Source organism: Mycobacterium yunnanensis (genome assembly GCF_025823185.1).
In the GTDB taxonomy this organism is placed as follows: domain Bacteria; phylum Actinomycetota; class Actinomycetes; order Mycobacteriales; family Mycobacteriaceae; genus Mycobacterium; species Mycobacterium yunnanensis.
Map to the genome: position 1 here is coordinate 71,954 of NZ_JACKVK010000005.1, position 19,118 is coordinate 91,071.

The 19,118-nt window shown below is 68.6% G+C and carries 16 protein-coding genes and 2 pseudogenes; 16 read left to right on the forward strand and 2 right to left on the reverse strand.

What is annotated here, in order from left to right; translation table 11 throughout:
* The first annotated feature begins 123 nt into the window (after positions 1-123).
* The 7 genes and pseudogenes from budA to H7K45_RS07550 all read left to right on the forward strand — a co-directional run bounded on the left by budA (position 124) and on the right by H7K45_RS07550 (position 5,181).
* Positions 124-852: pseudogene (budA, locus tag H7K45_RS07520) on the forward strand (acetolactate decarboxylase).
* A 34-nt stretch (positions 853-886) separates the two neighbouring features.
* Positions 887-1,771 (forward strand): annotated as a pseudogene (locus H7K45_RS07525) (thiamine pyrophosphate-binding protein); the annotation flags it as partial.
* 197 nt (positions 1,772-1,968) lie between these two features.
* The gene (locus tag H7K45_RS07530; protein ID WP_263995166.1) at positions 1,969-2,520 is read left to right on the forward strand and encodes a thiamine pyrophosphate-dependent enzyme; all 552 of its coding nucleotides are present in this window, start codon (positions 1,969-1,971) and stop codon (positions 2,518-2,520) included.
* A gap of 39 nt (positions 2,521-2,559) precedes the next feature.
* A complete protein-coding gene (locus H7K45_RS07535) occupies positions 2,560-2,922 on the forward strand; it encodes a cupin domain-containing protein (RefSeq protein WP_263995167.1) in 363 nt (120 codons plus the stop codon).
* Positions 2,923-2,929: 7 nt separating this feature from the next.
* Positions 2,930-3,370 (forward strand): EVE domain-containing protein, encoded by a 441-nt coding sequence (locus tag H7K45_RS07540; protein WP_263995168.1) that lies wholly within the window; start codon positions 2,930-2,932, stop codon positions 3,368-3,370.
* A gap of 82 nt (positions 3,371-3,452) precedes the next feature.
* Positions 3,453-4,100 (forward strand): pyridoxamine 5'-phosphate oxidase family protein, encoded by a 648-nt coding sequence (locus H7K45_RS07545; RefSeq protein ID WP_263995169.1) that lies wholly within the window; start codon positions 3,453-3,455, stop codon positions 4,098-4,100.
* Positions 4,101-4,152: 52 nt separating this feature from the next.
* Complete coding sequence (locus H7K45_RS07550; RefSeq protein ID WP_263995170.1) at positions 4,153-5,181, forward strand: fused (3R)-hydroxyacyl-ACP dehydratase subunits HadA/HadB; 1,029 nt, start codon at positions 4,153-4,155, stop codon at positions 5,179-5,181.
* 4 nt (positions 5,182-5,185) lie between these two features.
* Here the strand turns inward: H7K45_RS07550 and pknB are convergent, their stop codons facing one another.
* A complete protein-coding gene (gene pknB, locus H7K45_RS07555) occupies positions 5,186-6,649 on the reverse strand; it encodes a Stk1 family PASTA domain-containing Ser/Thr kinase (RefSeq protein ID WP_263995171.1) in 1,464 nt (487 codons plus the stop codon).
* A gap of 181 nt (positions 6,650-6,830) precedes the next feature.
* Here pknB and H7K45_RS07560 point away from each other — a divergent pair, with 181 nt between their 5' ends.
* From H7K45_RS07560 to H7K45_RS07590, 7 genes are all read left to right on the forward strand, one after another.
* Positions 6,831-7,715, forward strand: coding sequence for an MBL fold metallo-hydrolase (locus tag H7K45_RS07560; RefSeq protein WP_263995172.1), 885 nt, complete (start codon positions 6,831-6,833; stop codon positions 7,713-7,715).
* A 17-nt stretch (positions 7,716-7,732) separates the two neighbouring features.
* Positions 7,733-8,128 carry an ester cyclase gene (locus tag H7K45_RS07565; protein ID WP_263995173.1) on the forward strand — a complete coding sequence of 132 codons (396 nt, stop codon included), beginning with the start codon at positions 7,733-7,735 and terminating at the stop codon, positions 8,126-8,128.
* A 325-nt stretch (positions 8,129-8,453) separates the two neighbouring features.
* A complete protein-coding gene (gene mdlC, locus H7K45_RS07570) occupies positions 8,454-10,070 on the forward strand; it encodes a benzoylformate decarboxylase (RefSeq protein WP_263995174.1) in 1,617 nt (538 codons plus the stop codon).
* A 54-nt stretch (positions 10,071-10,124) separates the two neighbouring features.
* On the forward strand, positions 10,125-11,984 hold the full coding sequence (locus tag H7K45_RS07575) for an FAD-binding oxidoreductase (protein WP_263995175.1): 1,860 nt from the start codon (positions 10,125-10,127) through the stop codon (positions 11,982-11,984).
* A gap of 9 nt (positions 11,985-11,993) precedes the next feature.
* Positions 11,994-12,968 carry a quinone oxidoreductase family protein gene (locus H7K45_RS07580; protein ID WP_263995176.1) on the forward strand — a complete coding sequence of 325 codons (975 nt, stop codon included), beginning with the start codon at positions 11,994-11,996 and terminating at the stop codon, positions 12,966-12,968.
* A 22-nt stretch (positions 12,969-12,990) separates the two neighbouring features.
* Positions 12,991-14,169, forward strand: coding sequence for an alpha-hydroxy-acid oxidizing protein (locus H7K45_RS07585; RefSeq protein WP_276069710.1), 1,179 nt, complete (start codon positions 12,991-12,993; stop codon positions 14,167-14,169).
* An 8-nt stretch (positions 14,170-14,177) separates the two neighbouring features.
* On the forward strand, positions 14,178-14,579 hold the full coding sequence (locus tag H7K45_RS07590; protein ID WP_263995177.1) for a tautomerase family protein: 402 nt from the start codon (positions 14,178-14,180) through the stop codon (positions 14,577-14,579).
* 16 nt (positions 14,580-14,595) lie between these two features.
* Here H7K45_RS07590 and H7K45_RS07595 read toward each other — a convergent pair whose 3' ends face one another.
* A complete protein-coding gene (locus tag H7K45_RS07595; protein WP_263995178.1) occupies positions 14,596-17,340 on the reverse strand; it encodes an AAA family ATPase in 2,745 nt (914 codons plus the stop codon).
* A gap of 188 nt (positions 17,341-17,528) precedes the next feature.
* Here H7K45_RS07595 and H7K45_RS07600 point away from each other — a divergent pair, with 188 nt between their 5' ends.
* Both H7K45_RS07600 and H7K45_RS07605 read left to right on the forward strand, forming a co-directional pair.
* Complete coding sequence (locus H7K45_RS07600; protein ID WP_308206388.1) at positions 17,529-18,215, forward strand: phosphodiesterase; 687 nt, start codon at positions 17,529-17,531, stop codon at positions 18,213-18,215.
* A 114-nt stretch (positions 18,216-18,329) separates the two neighbouring features.
* Positions 18,330-19,106, forward strand: coding sequence for an SDR family NAD(P)-dependent oxidoreductase (locus tag H7K45_RS07605; protein WP_263995180.1), 777 nt, complete (start codon positions 18,330-18,332; stop codon positions 19,104-19,106).
* The last annotated feature ends 12 nt before the right edge of the window (positions 19,107-19,118 follow it).

Sequence of the window (19,118 nt, forward strand, 5' to 3'; positions counted from 1 at the left end):
TCTGTGTGCTTACTTTGGCGTCCCCGAAGCATGCCCGCGGCGTCGGGCATTCCGGCTAGCCCCCATCGGGGTATGGGGGTCAGCAACGTCGCCTCGGGGCGGGCTCTCGACCAGAGTTGGGTCATGGCCCCCGACAGCACCGAACCCAACGAGATCTACCAGACCGCGACGATGGAGGCGCTGCTCGACGGCGTCTACGACGGTGACGTCGCCATCCGAGAGTTGCTCAGCCACGGCGACTTCGGACTCGGAACCTTCAACGGTCTCGACGGCGAACTCCTGATGCTGGACTCGGTGTGCTACCAACTCCGGTCCGACGGCAGCGCGCAGGAAGCCGAACCCGACGAACTCGTCCCATTCGCCGTCGTCACCCGCTTCCGACCGCAGCAGACCATCGAGGTGACCTCGGAGTCCGACAGAGCCGCGGTGACCGCCCTGGTCGACGACGCCGTCGGGAGCGCCAACCTGATGGTCGCGGTGCGCATCAGCGGCGAGTTCGCCTCCGTCCGCACCCGCACCGTCAGCAAGCAACACGCCCCCTACCCGCCGTTCACCGAGGCCACCCGCGACCGAGGCGAGGTCACCATGATCGACGTGTCGGGCACGCTCGGCGGGTTCCGGATGCCCCAGTGGGTCTAAGGCATCTCGGTGGCGGGATACCACGCGCACTTCCTCGACGCCGATCACGCACGCGGCGGCCATGCCCTCGACTACCGCCTGCTGCGCGGCACCGTCGAGATCGGCGTCTGCTCCGACCTTCACCTCAGCCTGCCTCGGACACCGCAATTCGAGGCGGCCCATCTCTCCGACGTCGACGCCGACGGACAGATCCGTCAAACCGAAGGGCAGTGACATGAATTCACCGGCAACACGTTCCGCGCAGGGCATGGTCGACACGCTGTCGGCCTACGGCGTGCAGTTCATCTTCGGGATCCCCGGCGCCAAGGTCGACGCGGTGTTCGACGCACTCGACGACGGCGGTCCTCAATTGGTCGTGTGCCGCCACGAACAGAACGCCGCGTTCATGGCCGCCGCGGTCGGCCGGCTCACCGGCACACCCGGTGTCGCGCTGGTGACCTCGGGTCCTGGCACGACCAACCTGGCGACCGGCCTGGTGACCGCGAACACCGAGCAGGACCCCATGATCGCCATCTGCGGGGCCGTCGGGCGCGCCGATCGGCTCAAGCGCACGCATCAGTCGATGAATGCCGCCGCGATGCTCGCCTCGGTCACCAAGTTCACCGGCGAGGTCGCCCACCCGGACAACGCCCCTGAAGCGGTCGCCAACGCGTTCCGGGCCGCCACCACGGTGCCACGTGGGGCCGCCGCGGTGGTGATCCCGGCGGACGTCGCCGCCGAACCGACCACGGCCGTCGTCACACCAGTTCCGGTGGGGCCGTTGGGAGCCGCACCGGCCGAATACGTCTTGCGCGCTGCCGATCTCATCCGCCGTGCCCAACGGCCCGTTGTCCTGGTCGGGATGCGCGGCGGCGATCCTCGGGCATGTGCGGCGATCCGGGATCTACTCGCCGTCACCGACCTCCCCGTCGTCGAGACGTTCCAGGCCGCGGGGGTCGTCTCCCGGGAGCTGGAGGGGCACTACGTGGGCCGGGTGGGCCTGTTCCGCAACCAACCCGGCGACGAACTGCTCGCCGAGGCCGACGTCCTGCTGACCGTGGGTTATGACCCCGTCGAGTACGACCCCCGGCTCTGGAACTCCGACCCCGCCCGCGTCGTCGTCCACGTCGACGAGGTGGCTGCCGACGTCGACGTGCACTATCAACCCGCGCTGGAACTGCGCGGCGACATCGACGCGACCGTGCGCGCCCTCACACCCGAGCTGTCGGGCCTGCGGCTGTCGGAGTCGTCGACCGCATCCGTCGACGAGAAGCGCGCCGCCCTGACCGCCATCGACGAGGACGCCGCGGCACATGCCGACACCGAGGTCGGGTCAACCCGGCCGCTCTGGTGCTCAAGATTCGCGACCTCGTCGACGACGACGCCACCGTCGCCTGCGACATCGGGTCGAACTACATCTACGCCGCCCGGCACCTCCGCGCCTACGAGCCACGCCGGCTGCTCTTCTCCAACGGACAGCAGACCCTCGGCGTGTCCCTGCCGTGGGCCATGGCCGCAGCGCTGGTGCGACCGGGCACCCAGGTGGTCTCCATTTCCGGCGACGGCGGATTCCTCTTCAGCGCACAGGAATTGGAGACCGCCACCCGATTGGGCCTCAGCTTCACCCACGTGATCATGCGCGACAACACCTACGACATGGTCTCCTTTCAGGAGAAGCTGAAGTACGGCCGCACCTCTGGGATCCTGTTGGCCGACTACGACGTCACCCACTACGCGGCAGCGTTTGGGGCCACCGGTGTCCGCGTCAGCGGCCTCGCCGACTTCGAGCGAGCCTTCAAGGAATCGCTCGGCAACCCCGGCGTCACCATCATCGACGTCTGCGTCGACTACCGGTCCAACACCGACCTGGCCAGGCAACTCCACGACGACGTCCTCGAATGACACCATCGACCCAGACCACGCACCCAAAGGAGCCAAAGCATGATTCGCGCCTACCGTCTGTACACCGGTCCCGACGGGAACTCCCACGTCGAGCGCGGCAGCATCACCGGCGAACAACTGGTGGACGCCGAATCGATCGAATTCAAGGAGACCGCACCGCATTCGTCGTTCGACTGGCACAACGATCCGATCCCGCAGTACGTCATCACGCTGTCGGGCGTGCTGGAGTTCACGACGGTCGGCGGCGAGACCTTCACCATCCACCCGGGTGACGTGCTGCTGGCCGTCGACCACACCGGCACCGGCCACGAGTGGCGGCTACTGGACGACGCACCGTGGAAGCGCGCCTACGTGGTGTTCAAGACCGGTGCGGACACGCACTTCGTGCCCGACCCGGCCTGAACGTACGGTGGACCGCCCCGTCACCCTCGAAACCCTCGGGGCCTGGGTGATCAAGTGCAACCCCCGCAAGACCGACGTCGAGCCGATGCGCGCCGCCGGTGAGACGAAGCCGTCGTGGTGCGTCGCCGACAACTACCGGACTCGGCTGATCCGTCCGGCCCAGAAGGTCCTGTTCTGGGTGTCGGCGCACCCACGGCGCGGCTTCTGGGGTGCCGGCGAGGTCACCGGCGACGTCACCCTCGACGAGGGTCGGCTTCACGTGCCGGTCCGCATTCCGATGTTCGACGACCCCCTGACAGCCGACGAGCTGAGCTCGGCGGGGCTCGACTCCATGGAGGTGTTCCGCTCGCCGCAGCAGGCCAACCCGTCCTGGCTCAGCAGAGCCGAGCTGGCGCTGATCGAGCCGCTGCTCGCGTCGCGGGTGCTCAGAGCCATCGGCGAGACATAATCGTCGGTGACGACACGCCGTCAGAGGTCGCCACCGCTGATGTCTCGGTGTCGGGAGACCCATCCTCGGAGGGAGACACACGGTGAGCACGCACTACGGCGCCATCGCATTCACCGACGCCGTCGTGGACGTGCAGCGAGAACACGGCAGCGACGGGTTCTACGGCCGTAAGCGCGTTCAGGGCCGGGCCGCTCCAGGCACCGACGCGCTGACCGACGACGAACGCGAATACCTGGCCGACCGGGACGGGTTCTATCTCGCCTCCGTCAGCGAGACCGGCTGGCCATACGTTCAATTCCGCGGCGGGCCAACGGGTTTCCTGCGCGTCGTCGACGAACACACCATCGGCTGGGCCGACTTCCGTGGCAACCTGCAATACATCACCACCGGCAACGTCAGCGGGGACGACCGCGTCGCACTGATCGTCTTGGACTACGCGCAGCGTCGCCGGCTGAAGATCTTCGGGCATGCGCGCGTCGTCACCGTCACCGACGACCCGGCACTGGTGAAGAGCTTCGCCGACCCGGACTATGCCGCCGACGTCGAGCGTGCCGTCCTCGTCACCGTCGAGGCCTTCGACTGGAACTGCCAGCAGCACATCACTCCGCGATACAGTGCCGCCGAACTCGAACCGCACCTCGCGCCGTTGCGCCAGCAACTGGCCGACCTACGGGCCGAGAACGCCCGGCTGCGCGAGGGACTCGAAGGCGGTGAACCGCACGCCCGTTAGTGTGCAGTGGTCGGCCCCAGCGAACTGACCGATGGAAGAGATGAGCGCAGTCATGACCGCAGCAGCAGAGACCTCGGAGCTCGAGTCCCGAGTCGGCCACCACTATCAGGCCGACGGCACCTACCTCGTCGGACGCGAGAAGGTCCGCGAATTTGCGCGCGCCGTGCAGAACTACCATCCCGCGCACTGGGACGTCGCCGCGGCCGAAGCGCTGGGCTTCCCCGATCTGGTGGCCCCGCTGACCTTCACCTCTGCCCCCGCCATGGCCTGCAACCAGCGCATGTTCGAGTCGGTCGTCATCGGATACGACATGTACCTGCAGACCGAAGAGGTCTTCGAACAGCACCGACCGATCGTGGCCGGAGACGAGCTGACGGTCGACGTCGAGTTGACCTCGGTTCGCCGAATCGCCGGCCGCGACCTGATCACCGTGACCAACACCTTCACCGATGCCGACGGCGAACGGGTCCACACGCTGCACACCACCGTCGTGGGCGTCACGGGCGATGACGTCGACCCGGCAATCCGCTCGAAGATTCAGGGCGTGATGATGCACGACGTCAACCTGCTCGGGGTCGACGAGTCCGGCGACTACGAGAAGACGGTGCGGCCCGACGGTGCCGCCCGGATCTCCGAGGGAGCCGCCACCCGCACGCCGACGACGCCGTCCTTCGACGAGGTCGCGGTGGGCGACGATCTGCCGATCCATCACGCGCGGCTCTCCCGCGGCGATCTGGTGAACTACGCCGGCGTGTCCGGCGACGCCAATCCGCTGCACTGGGATCCGGACATCGCCAAGCTGGCCGGGCAGCCGGACGTGATCGCGCATGGCATGTTGACGATGGGTCTCGGCGCCGGCTTCGGCTCGTCCTGGTTGGGCGATCCCGGCGCGATCACCCGCTACGCGATCCGGCTGTCGCAGCCCGCCGTCGTGCCGGCCTCCGGCGGCGCGGACATCGAGTTTGGCGGCCGAATCAAGTCGCTCGACCCGCAGACCCGCACCGGCGTCGTCATCGTCACCGCCAAATCGGCCGGCCGCAAGATCTTCGGGCTGGCCACCCTCGAGGTTCGTTTCCGCTGACCCGTCAGGAGGCGGGACCCGACCCCATCACCAGGGTGATGGTGGCATTGTTCGCCGCGAGCAGCCGCGCGTGGGGGTTCGTCGCCAACACGCGGTCCTTGGACTCCGGGAGCGACGGCAGATACGCCTGCCGGAACTGCTGGAAACCGGCGCCGGTCAGCACCCGGATGGCATCGGCGTAGGACATCGACGCGACGTCGGGGACCTCGAGGAGGGGCCCGGGTGGCTGACGTCGGCCGGGGCCAGTCGACGCCTCGATGACGACCTCCGATCCGGCCGCCACCGCGGTCCCGGCCGAGGGGTCGGTGTCGATGACGTGCTCGGCGGGAACGCTCGGATGCGCCATCGTCTCGACGCGTGTACTCAGACCGCGGTCGTGCAACACCGCTACGGCCTCGGAGACGCTGCGGCCGCGCACGTCGGGGAGCGCCTCGGCGGTGGTCCCGCCCCCAAAGGTGCCCAGCCCAACGGCGACGGCACCCGCCACGACGAGCACCACCACCGCGGCGACGGCCGCCACTCGACGGGACACCGCGGGCGCCGGCGCCGGCCGACCCGCCCCGCGCGCCCCGGCGAGCGGCAACGGCGACGTGGACTCCGCAGCGCGTCGGACCGCCGCATAGGGCACGTCGCCGTTGAGGAGACGGATGAGGTCGACGCGCATGTCGGCAGCCGACTGATAGCGCTCGCCGGGGTCCTTGGCCATCGCCTTGGCGACGACGGCGTCGAACGCCGGCGTCAGGGCGGCGTCGAGGCTGGAGGGCTTGACCGGCTCCTGGTGCACGTGCTGGTAGACGATCGAGACCGGTGAGTCACCGGTGAAGGGCGTCTGGCCGGTGGCGAGTTCGTACAACACGCAGCCCGCGGAGTAGACGTCGGAGCGGGCGTCGACCTCACCACCGCGGGCCTGCTCCGGCGACAAGTAGTGCGCGGTGCCCATGACCGCACCCGACCCGGTGCTGCCGTGTTCCCCGTCGGCGAGCGCACGGGCGATGCCGAAGTCGACGACCTTCACGGCCCCCGTCTTGGTCAGCATGATGTTGGCGGGCTTGACGTCTCGATGGATGACACCGCTTCGGTGGCTGAACTCCAACGCCTCGCACACGTCGGCGATCACCGAGACGGCACGCCGCGGGGTCATCGCACCGCGGTCGCGCACCACGTCGCGCAGCGTCGGGCCGTCGACGAACTCCATCACGATGTACATCGGCGTGCCGGCGGACGCGTCCGCCGCACCGGTGTCGTAGACCGCGGCGATGCCGCGGTGGTTGAGACCCGCCGTCTTCTGCGCCTCCCGGCGGAACCGTGCACCGACCGCGGCGTCCTTGGCCAGGTCGGCATGCAGAACCTTGACCGCGACGTCGCGGTCGAGTCGCAGGTCCCGGGCCAGGTGTACCTCTGACATGCCGCCGATGCCGACGAGCTCGTGCAGTTCATATCGGTCGGCGAAGCGTCGCGGCGTGCTCACGGCGTGCTCATCTCCACGTCACGACGGGCGTCTGCGGTGGTGGCACCCGTCGATCCTGACACGCGACGGGCGTTGCCTCGCTCTATTGCGGTTCCCCGGATGAATCGGCGCGCGGCGCGGCGTTCGAGGGGGCAGACGGGTCACCCGACTCGCTCGAATGATGAGAAGAGGAAGTGCGCACATGAGCTTGGTGGATGAACTGGTTCCCTCTCGCTACGCGGTTCAGGTCGGCGACGTGGACGTGATGGTGATCAGCGACGGGGTTCTCCCGATCACGGCCTCCACCCTGGCCACCAATGTTCCCCCCGCCGACCTGTCGGCGTGGCTGAAGGACATGTACCTGCCCCCGGAAGTCACGGACTGGCCGCTCAACGTGGCGGTGGTGCGCAGCGGCGACAAGACCATATTGGTGGATTCCGGTCTGGGAACGGAGTTTCCGGGCTTCCCCCGGGCAGGTCAGCTCGCGGCGCGACTGGACGCCGCGGGCGTCGACGCGGCGTCGGTGACCGACGTGGTCCTCACCCACCTGCACATGGACCACATCGGTGGGCTACTCGTCGACGGTCTGCGGGGCCGGCTGCGAACGGACCTGAGGGTTCACGTGGCGGCCGCCGAGGCGGAGTTCTGGGAGGCGCCGGACTTCTCCCGCACCGTGATGCCGGCGCCCATCCCCGAGGTCCTCCGCTCGACCGCCGCACGCTTCCTCGACGTGTACCGGGGTCGACTGCACACGTTCGAGTCGGACGTCGAGGTGGCGCCAGGGGTCGTGGTGCGCCGCACCGGCGGTCACACGCCGGGCCACAGCATCGTCCGGGTCGAATCCGGCGACGATGCGCTGACGTTCGCCGGCGACGCCGTCTTCCAGCCGGGCTTCGAGAACCCCAGTTGGCAGAACGGATTCGAACACGATCCCGAGGAGTCGACCCGGGTACGGCTGGCGCTTCTCAAGGAGCTGGCGGCCACGGGCGAGCAATTGGTGGCCACCCATCTACCGTTCCCGTCGCTGTGCCACGTCGCAGAGGCAGGCAACGCCTACCGCTTCGTGCCGAGCGTGTGGGACTACTGACCGCCTAGTCTTCCCGTATGACCAGCACGCGCGACGACTACGAATCCCTCTACGGGGCATACCTCGAACTGTGCAACGCGCACGACTTCGACGGCATGACGGCGTTCTACACGCCCACCATCAAGGTCAACGACGTTGTCATGGAACCGGATTCGGTCGTCGCGCAGTTCGCGCCGTTGGTCGAGGGGTTCCCCGACTGGAAGTGGGAGGTGCGCAGCCTGCTGGTCGACGGCGATCTCCTCTGTCTGCACTTCTGGGTCGGCGGGACCCACCTTGGCGAGTTCCGCGGGATCGAGCCGACCGGCCGCACGGTCCGGATATCGGAGTTCACGCTCTACCGGGTCGAGGACGGCAAGTTCGCCGAGGTGTGGGACGTCTCGGACATGGAGTCGCTCATGGCGCAAATTACGTAGCAGCAGCAATCTGCAGCGAAGATCCCCGACCTCGGGTCCGAGGTCGGGGATCTTCGTCGTTGCCGGCATGTCGCCGACCGTAGGCCCCACGGGGTTTTGGTGGACCCCCGGGTAAACCCCCGTGTTTTTCCCTGGGGTGGCGTGCGGCGCTCGTTGATTCACTCGACCCGTGCCCAGGTTCCGGCTAGCCCCCACTCCCAAGGTGACGCTGACCTGCTCATACAACGGCCGCCAGTGGCAATGACTACGGGCGAGCAAGAGATCACAGTTCTATCAGCGGACGAATTGCCGCTGCCGCACCACCCACACAGCGAAAGGCGTTCCCATGTCTGAGAAGAAGACCATCCATCACGTCACCTACGACTTGCTGCGCACCCTCGGTTTGACCACCGTGTTCGGCAATCCCGGGTCCACCGAGCAGTCGTTCCTTCGCGACTTCCCCGAGGACTTCACCTACGTGCTGGGCCTTCAGGAAGCCTCGGTTCTGGCGATGGCCGACGGATTCGCCCAGGCCCGCCGCAAGCCGGCGCTGGTGAACCTGCACACCGCGGCAGGCACCGGCAACGCAATGGGCTCGCTGGTGGCGTCCTACAAGGCCAACACTCCCCTGATCATCACCGCGGGCAACCAAACCCGCGAGATGGCGCTCGTGGACCCGTATTTGAACAACCGCGAGGCGACGGAGTTCCCGAAGCCGTGGGTCAAGTGGTCCTATGAGCCAGCTCGGGCAGAAGACGTCCCGGCGGCGATCATGCAGGCCTACGCGGTGGCCATGCAACCGCCGATGGGGCCGGTGTTCGTCTCCATCCCGCTCGACGACTGGGACAAGCCCGCGTTGGGCCCCGCGGTGGTGCGCGACGTGAGCACCCGCGTCGCCCCCGACGCCGACCGGCTCGTGCACTTCGCCGAGAGGATCAGCCAGGCCAAGAACCCGCTGCTGCTCCTCGGGCCCGAGGTCGACCGCGACGGCGGCTGGGAGGCCGGTATCGCCTTCGCCGAGAAGCTCAAGGCGCCGGTGTTCGGCAGCAGCCTGCCCGACCGGATCTCCTTCCCGGAGACGCACCCGCTGGCTCGAGGCCCGCTGCCGATGACGATCGCCGGGGTGCACGACGCTCTCGAGGGCTTCGACCTGGTGATCGCCGTCGGCGCGCAGGTGTTCCGGTACTACCCCTATGTCGGCGGTGACTGGATTCCCGAGGGCACCGACGTTCTGCAGATCACCACCGATCCGCACCTGTCGGCGGTCGCTCCGGTGGGCGACAGCCTGATCGGTTCGGTCCGCACCGCGTTGGAACGACTCGTCGACCTGGTCGAGGTGCCTGCCGATCGACCCGCCCCGGCACCGCGCCAGCTTCCCGCGGCCACCGCTCCCGAACCCACCGCAGCCCCGATGAAGCCCGAACTGGTCTATCAGGTGATAGCCACGGTCAAGCCGGAGAACGCGGCGTTGGTGAACGAATCCACCTCCACGATGGCCCATCAGCTGACGTGGTGCCCCACCACGCAGAGCGACAGCTTCTTCGCGACCCCCAGCGGCGGCATTGGCTGGGGTGTGCCCGCGGCGGTGGGTGTCGCGCTCGGCGACCGTGAACGCGGCGTGAAGCGGCATGTGGTGGCCACCATCGGAGACGGCTCGTTCGAGTACTCCGTGCAGGCGATCTGGACGGCGGGGCAGCATAGACTTCCGATCATCTTCGTGGTGTTCCGCAACGGGGCCTACGAGATCCTGAAGTCCTTTGCGCTGCTGGAAAAGACGCCGAACGTCCCCGGTCTGGACCTGCCCGATCTCGACATCGAGTCCCTCGGCAGGGGATTCGGACTCCGCGCGGTCACGGTCGACGGCACGGAGTCACTGGCCAAGGAATTCACCGCCGCGCTCGAGGCCGACGGCCCCACCGTCATCGTCGTCCCCACCGAGCCGGAACTGCCCTTCCTGGGCTGACCGCCGTACCCCGTGGCCCGCCACGTCCCTTCCCGACGCACGACAGGCACCGACATGACCGTCAACGAAACCAGCTGTCACACAGTATCTCTCGCCGATTTCGCCGAAGCCGTGGCGGCCTACGGCGACGTCGTCACCGACCCGGCTACCTTGACCGAACGTGGCCACGACTTCTGGGGTGTCGGCGCCACCGCCGACCTGCTGCTGCGTCCCCACGACCGCAACCAGATCGCGGCCATCATGAAGACCGCGTCCCGGTACGGCACTCCGGTCGTCCCGCGGGGTGGCGCCTCGAATTGCTCGGGCGGCATGATGCCGGGCGCCGGGCGCGTGCTCCTCGATCTCTCCGGCCTCGACCAGATCCTCGAGGTCGACGTCGCCGCGCGCCGCGCACGGGTGGAGCCGGGTGTGGTCAACGTCGACCTGCAGGAGCGCGTCGCGCCGCACGGGCTGTGCTTCTCGCCGGACCCGGTGTCGTCGCACCTCTGCACGGTGGGCGGCAACGTCGTCGAAAACGCTGGTGGCCCACACGCATTGAAGTACGGCGTGACCTACAACCACATCCTCTCAGTCGACGTCGTCCTGCCCGACGGGTCGACCGCCACGTTGAGCACCGACGACGACGGCCCCGATCTCCTGGGGCTGATCATCGGATCGGAGGGCACCCTGGGCATCGTCACCGAGGTGACCGTCGCCCTGCGGCCCGTCGCCGAGGTCACCCACAGTCTGATGGGTGCGTTCCGCACCGCTCGGGACGCCGCCGACACGATCGCCGCAATCATCGCCAGCGGGGTGGTGCCTGCCGCGGTGGAGTGGCTCGATCACGCCGGAATCGCCGGCCTGCAGAAGCTCTACGACACCGGCTATCCGCTCGACGCCGCGGCCGTCGTGCTCATCGACGTGGACGGGACCGCCGAACAGGTTGACCGCGACCAGACAGCGGTGGAGGGGCTCCTTCGGGACCGGGCCACGCAGGTCCGCGTCGCGCAGGAGGATGCCGACCGCACCGCTCTGTGGCACGGGCGCCTCCACCTCCCCGTGGCGGTCGCACAGAGCGGCATGGGGTTCTTCATCGGTGACGTCACGGTCCCCCGCGACCGCATCCCAGAGATGCAGGACGCCATCGCGGCCACCGCTGTACGTCACCGCGACGGGTTGACGTTCATTGCCGTCACCGGACATGCCGGTGACGGCGACCTGCACCCGACGAGCTTCTTCGACCCGGACAACCCCCGGGCCGCTGCCGCTCTGGCGGCTGCCAATGACGAGATCATAGACGCCGCATTGCGATTGGGCGGAACGATCACCGGCGAGCACGGGGTTGGCACCGAGAAGATTCCATTCATGACCAAGCGCTTCACGCCTACCGAAATCGCCGTGCAGCGTTCCGTCAAGAATGCCCTCGATCCCGTCGGACTGCTCAACCCCGGCGTGATGCTGCCCGACCGGTCGGCCGCCGAACCCGACTCCGGCAGATTCGGCGCCGCCGTCGGTGACGCCGTCGCGGGCCGCCTCGCCGAGGACCCGGGCCTCCCGCTGACCACCGGGCAGTCCACCGACATCTCGGTCAACTTGGGCAACCTCAGCATGATCGTGGGTGCCGACGCCACCGTCGAGCAGGTCAACCGTTACCTGGCCGAGAATCGCGTCAGCTGCGCCGCGGTCCCCGCAGACGGTGGCGAACGCACCATCGGAGCTGTCGTCGCCACGGCGACGGGCACCGAACGCACCCACGTCCGCCACGGTCTCCTCGGCGTCGACGTCGCGGTCGTGGACGGTCACGCACCGGCCCGCTTCGGCGCCGAGACGATGAAGGACGTCGCCGGTTATGACGTCAAGCGCCTCTTCATCGGGGGTCGTGGAGCATTCGGCGCCTTGACCACACTCATCTTCAAGATCACCGTCGACGGATAGGACACCACCATGCATGCCATCCAGATCGCCGAAAACGGTGGACCGGAGGTCCTCGCCTACGTCGAGGTTCCGACGCCCACCCCGGGTCCGCGTCAGGTGCTACTGCGCACCGAGGCCATCGGCGTGAACTTCATCGACACCTACTTCCGCACCGGGATGTACCCCCACGCCCTGCCGTTCGTTCTGGGGTGTGAGGTCTGCGGCATCGTCGAGGCCCTCGGTGAGGACGTCACCGGATTCTCCGTCGGTCAACGGGTCGCGACCGCCGACACCGACGGCACCTATGCCGAACATTGCGTCGCCAACGTCGATCTCACCGCCCACGTTCCCGACGGCATCAGCCCACAGGTCGCGGCCTCCTCCCTGCTCAAAGGTGAGACCTCGCATCTGTTGATCAACTCGGTCTACGCGGTCAAGCCCGGCGACACCGTGCTGGTACACGCCGGGGCCGGCGGGGTCGGGCTCATCCTGACGCAGTGGGCCACCGCCAAGGGCGCCCGCGTCATCACCACCGTCTCCACACCCGACAAGGCCGAGATGTCCATGCAGGCGGGTGCGGTCCACGTGCTGGACTACCCCACCGACGCCACGGAGTTTGGTGACCGTATCCGCGACCTCACCGACGGTCAGGGCGTGGCCGCGGTGTACGACGGCGTCGGCAAGTCGACCTTTGACGCGAGCCTCGCCAGTCTGGCGCTTCGCGGCACCCTGGCGCTGTTCGGCGCCGCCAGCGGCGCGGTGCCCCCGGTCGACCCGCAGCGGCTCAACACCGCCGGGTCGGTCTACCTGACGCGTCCGTACCGCACCCACTTCAACCGAACACCCGACGAATTCGCCTGGCGTGCGGGTGAACTCTTCGACGCGATCGGCTCGGGCATGATCACCGTCACCGTCGGCGAGACCTACCCCCTTCAGAACGCCGCGGACGCCCACCGTGCCCTGGAGGCCCGCAAGACCCACGGCTCGACCATCCTCATCCCCTGACCTGACGAGCAAGGACACGATCATGAGTTACGGCGAATTTCAGAACGAGATCTACGCCAAGGGCCTGCAGGGCGTCGTACCCTCCCTGCCCATGGCCTACGCCGACTGGGAGGCCAAGGCGCAGAGCGCACTTGCCCCGTCGGTGCTGTCCTACGTCGCCGGGGGTGCCGGTGACGAGCACACCCAGCGAGCCAACGTCGCCGCGTTCAGCCAGTGGGGACTGATGCCGCGAATGCTCGTCGGCGCCACCAAGCGGGACCTCTCGGCAGAGCTGTGGGGAAGGCGCTGGGCCGCACCGATCTTCATGTCCCCCATCGGCGTCATCGGTGTCTGCGCACAGGACGGCCACGGTGACGTGGCCGCGGCACGGGCCAGCGCGCGCACCGGTGTGCCGATGATCGCCTCCACCCTCACCGTCGACCCGATGGAGGAAGTTCGGCCGCACACCGGGGACGTGCCCTCGTTCTTTCAGCTCTACACCCCGACGGATCGCGAGCTCGCCGAGAGCCTGATCCACCGCGCCGAGGCCGCCGGATACTCCGGCATCGTGATCACACTCGACACGTGGATCACCGGATGGCGTCCTCGCGATCTCACCACGTCGAACTTCCCACAGCTGCGCGGCAATTGCCTCACCAACTACCTCACCGACCCGGTCTTCCGCGCCAAGTGCGGCGTCGACGCCGACACCCTCGACGCCGACCCGCGCTCAGCGGCGGCGTACTGGGCGTCGATCTTCGGTCAGTCGGTCACCTGGGAGGACCTCGAGTGGCTGCGATCGGTGACCAGTCTGCCGCTGATCCTAAAGGGGATCTGCCATCCCGACGACGCTCGACGAGCCGTCGACGCCGGGGTGGACGGGGTGTACGTCTCAACCCACGGCGGCCGGCAGGCCAACGGCGGTCTGCCTGCCCTGCAATGCCTTCCGGACGTGGTGGCGGCGGTCGACGTGCCCGTCCTGTTCGACTCGGGCGTGCGGTCGGGCGCCGACGTCGTCAAGGCGCTGGCACTTGGCGCGTCCGCCGTCGGAATCGGCCGGCCGTACGCCTGGGGCATGGCACTGGGCGGGGCCGACGGTACCGTCCACGTGCTGCGGGCACTGCTCGCCGAGGCCGACCTGATCATGGCGGTCGACGGCTACCGAAGCCTCGAAGACCTCGGTCCCGACGCACTGCGTCGGACACCTCCAATCGCGATCTAGGAGTAACCATGCCCGTCTACACCTGTACGACGACGCGCTCGGCGCTGACCGCGTCGACGAAGGCGGCGCTGGCCGCCGAGCTGGCGTCGATCCACTCGCGGGTCAACCACGTGCCGAGCGAGTACGTCAACGTGGTCTTCTACGCGTTGCCCGAGGAGGACGTCTACACCGGCGGCCGACCCGCGGCTCCGCTGATCGTCGACGGCTGGACGCGCACGGGACATCCCGATGAGCAGGTCGACCAGCTCGTCCGCGAGATCGCCGACGCCGCCACCCGGGTGACGGGCGTCCCGGCCGAGCGGGTTCTGGTGATCATCGGCAACAGCCCGGCCCGCTTCGCCATCGAAGCTGGCCGGGTGCTGCCCGAACCCGGGCACGAAGACGCCTGGGTCCGCGACGGCACCGGCTAGCGAGACGGCATCCTGATCACGGTTCGACGCGACGAAGCTCCCGCCGTGAGGTGATCCCGAGCTTGGTGTAGATGTTGCGCAGGTGCCACTCGACCGTACGGTGGCTGATGAGCAGTTGATCGGCCACCTCGGCGTTGCCCAGCCCCTGCCGCACCAACCGACTGATGTGCCGTTCGCGGGCAGTCAGGTTCGTCTCGTAACGCGCATTGCGTTGAACGGCAACACCTCCGGCGGCATCCAGTTCGCGCGCGGCTCGTTCGGCGAAGGCGTCGGCACCAATCTGGACACAGAGGTCGTGCGCCAGTCGCAGCTGGGTCACCGCGGCGGCATTGCCGCGGTGACGTCGCAGCCACTCGCCGTATACCAGATGGGTGCGGGCCCGGTAGACGGCCAACGGGCTGCGCTCGAGGTGCGCGATGGCCTGCTGGTAGTCGGCGTCGGTGGCTTCGGCACCCTTTGCGATCGCCGCGCCGCGCGCCGCGAGACCCAGCGCCGCCTCAGTGGGGCTGGCCGTCGCTCGGGTCACCAGCTCGTCGGCAGCTGCCCGCGCCTCGGCATCGTGACCCGAATAGGCTGCCGCCTCGACGGTTTCGATCAGCAGGCAGCCGTAGAGGCCGATGTCGTCGTAGCGCAGACCCGTCCGGCACGCCTCCAACGCCTCGTCGTGGCGGGACAACCCGTTGTTCAGCAGCGCCTTGGAGAAGAGGGCGACCGTCACCTCGGTGCCTTCGCCCCGTTCGGTGCCCTCGCTGATGGTCTGTCCGGCGGTGGTCTGCCACAGCGACTCGTCCCCGCGGTGCGCGGCCAACAGCGCGGTCGCCGAGCGATGCGGCGGGGCGCCGGTGGCCGAGGAGACGATCATCGCCTCGTCCAAGAGCGCCTGGCCAGAGTCGAAGTCACCACCGATGACGCGTACCGCGGCCAGCGTCGTCAACGCTGCCGGCAACACCGTCAGCTCGCCGACCGTTCGCAGCATGTCCAACTGCTTGGTGGCCAGCACCTCGTATGCGACGAAGTCGTACAGGTCCAGGCAGATCCGGTTGGTCACGTCATGCCAGCGGGGATCGGCGGTACCGGCGTGGACGTCGCGCAGGTAGGCCAGCAGTGCCTTCTTCAACGATGCTGCTGCGGCGGCGTATCCGTCGACGAAGCGCACGATGAGTGCGTCGAGCAACAGGTCGACCGACCGTTGCGGGGTCGGGGCCGGCGGCGCGGCCTTGGCAGCACGCGCCGTCGCGACGGGTCCGTCCGCAGCCCCGGCAAGTCGGCCGACGATCATTGCGGCCATCAACGCTTCCAGGTACGTGTCGCGTGACGCCGCGGGTTCGTCGTCGGCGAAACCCCTTGCGGCGGCGAGCAACAGCCGCGGACCCTCGCGTCCCCGGTCGCCTGCGAAGGCGAGCCGAGCCCGAAGCAAGGCCACGCGAGCCTGGTGGCCAGCGCCGTCGGCGATGTCGACCAGCCGAGTGGCGGCCGCGACGTCACCCGCGTCGAGTTTGGCGGCGGCTGCGTCGAGTGCGCGTCGGGCTCGCGTCTCGGTGTCGGGGGTGAGCTCGGCCGCTTGGGCGAGAAAGGCTGCTGCCGCGGCGATTCCACCGCGGCCGCGGGCGCGTTCGGCCGACTCGACCAGCTCGGCGGCGATCGCTTCCACCGGAGTGCTGATGGCGTGCGCCCGATGCCACGTGCGATAGTCGGCGGCGTCGGAACTGGTGATCGTCTCGGCGAGCGCCGCATGGACTCGGTGTCGGTTCGCGGCCGGTTCACTGCGGTAGACCGCCGCGCGCACCAGGGGGTGGCGGAATCTGAAGCGGGTGTCGAGCCTGATGAGACCCGCTGCCTCCGCGGGCGCGGCGTCCTCCACCCCGAGGCCCAACCGTGTCGCGGCGGCCCACAGCCACGCGGACTCGCCGGCTGGTTCGGCTGCCGCGGTCAGCAAAAGAAGCCGCGAGCGCTCCGGAAGGACTCTCAACCGCTCGGTGAAGACGTCCTCGACGCTGCCGGGCGACGTTCGATGGTTGACCAAGCCGAAGCCGCCGGCCAACTCGCCCGGGGAGAGTGTCTGCGGCATCTCGGTCAGCGCCAACGGGTTTCCCGCCGCCTCCCCCAGCAGTCGCTCTCGCACCCGCTGATCGAGCCGCCCCGGTAACACCGCGTCGAGCAGCGAGCGCGACTCGGCATCGCTTAGCGGTGCCAGCCGCAGCTGCCGCAGGCCGTCCAGGTGGTAGGCGTCGGCGTCGCGGGTGGAGAAGATCAGGGCGACGCGATCGGCCTGCAGACGGCGGGCGGCGAAACCCAACGCCTGGCGCGACGGGTCGTCGACCCACTGCGCGTCGTCCACGACGCACAGCAGCGGGCGCTGCGCACCGGCCTCACTGAAGAGGTTGACCACCGCTAGACCGACCAGGAACGGGTCCGGTGGGTCACCGCTTCCGGCGCCCGTGGCGACCTCGAGCGCGCGACGTTGCACATCGGGAAGCCGGTCGAGGTGGATGCTCAGCTGGCTGCACAGTCGTTGCAACGCGGCGTGGTCGAAGACCCGCTCCGCTTCGATGCCGCTGACGGTCACGACCTGCATGTCCTCGGCGTACTCCGCCATCACGCGCTCCAGCAGGTGGGTCTTGCCGAGGCCCGCGGCAGCCCGCACCACGACGGCGCCGCTGCGGCCCTGGCGCGCAGCGTCGATCAGCTGGGCCATCTCGTGCAGCTCGGCGCGCCGGCCGACGAAGGTGCCGCGGCTGCCGAGTTTGCCGGTCGTCGCCATCGTCTTCTCCTTCGCGCGTCGAGGTCTCGTCGTCGTCGTATGCAGCGTCGCACGCGCCGGAGCCGTCGACCACGTCTCGAGGCAGAGATTGCAGCTACCCCCCACCAGCTGAACGTTCGGGGAGTGATCTGGGCCCGGGCGGGTAGGTGACAGTTCGAGGCCGTCCTCCCATGCCGAAGGTGCTCAACGTGAAACCATCCGACATCGTCGCCCTACCCCTGCAACTCGGTTCCGCGCTGCGGCACCGCAGGGTGTTCCACCCCCTTGGCATCCTGGCCGCCGGCAGGCTCGAGCGGATCGCCCCGCCCGGCGAGGGACTCCCGGTCGAGTCGGCGGACGTGTTGGCGCGGGTGTCCAAGGCCGTCGGCATTCCGGGCGGGCTGCCCGACCTGATCGGTCTGGCGTTGCGGATGCCGCCCCGAGGTGACGCCGTCACCCCGTGGGACGTCCTGATGGTGTCCGCGGGATCGGGCCGTCTGACGCGCTTCGCCCTGCGGCCCACCCTGTCGTGGACGGACACCACGCTTTCGACGCTGATGCCGCTGCGGTACGACGACGGCTGGTGGTGGGTCACGGCCGAGATGACGACGGAAGTGGGGCCCGGCCTCTCGCTGGACGCCGTGCGCGATGCAGTCGACGGCGGAGGCGTCCGATTCATGGTGCAGCAGGCCCACGGCTCTGGCCCGTTCCGCCCGCTGGCCGAAATCACGCTCACCCGAGCAATTCCCACCGACGAGGAGCACGACGTGTCGTTCGACCCGACGCGCAACACCACCCCCGGCGTGGGACTGGGACCACAGTGGCTGACCGAGCTGCGCGAGCGCGCCTATCTGCGTAGCCGACGCGGCAGGCACGCTCCCGACCAGGTGTCCTAGCCACCGAGCGCACGCTTGTCGTACCCGTCGCCCGAGTGGACCCGCGAACAAGCGGGCAGTCGACGGGGGTCGGGATGGCGTTTGGCCACCTCGGCGCCGGGTAGGTCAAGTGACGTGAACCAACCCCTGGCCGTGGTGACCGGCGCCTCGAGCGGCATCGGTCTCGAACTGGCACGGTTGTTCGCCAACGACGGCTACGACCTGCTCGTCGTCGCCGATGAGCCCGGCATCCACGACGTCGCAGAAGAGCTGTCCGCGATGACCACGGTTCAGGCGCTGCAGGCAGATCTGCGCCAGCCCGACGAGGTGGAACGCGTTCACGCAGCCCTCGGAAGAGTGCCTGCCGCAATCGCTCTCAACGCGGGCATTGGGCGGGCAGGCCGGTTCGTCGACGCCGACGCGTCGGCAGACCTGGACATCGTCGACCTCAACGTGCGGTCGACGGTGCATCTGGCCAAGCTGGTCCTGCGTGACATGGCCGACGCCGGTGCCGGACGAGCGTTGTTCACCTCGTCGATCGTGGCGATGATGCCGGGGTCGTATCAGACGATGTACAACGCCTCGAAGTCGTTCATCCAGTCGTTCGCCGTGGGCCTCCACGACGAGTTCCGCGGCACCGGGGTGACGGTGACCGCGCTGATGCCTGGCGCCACCGACACCGAGTTCTTCCGGCGTGCGGCAATGGTGGACACGCCGCTGGGACGGCTGCCGTTCAAGGACGACCCCGCACGAACCGCCCGGCAGGGCTACGACGCGCTGATGCGCGGCGACCGGACGGTCATCGCGTCGTCGTTGCTGAGCAAGGTGATCGGAGTGACGGCGAAGGTGATGCCCGATTCCACCAAGGCTTTTGCCAACCGATTGATCGTCACACCGTTCGGCGATCGCTGACCACGAGGAGAC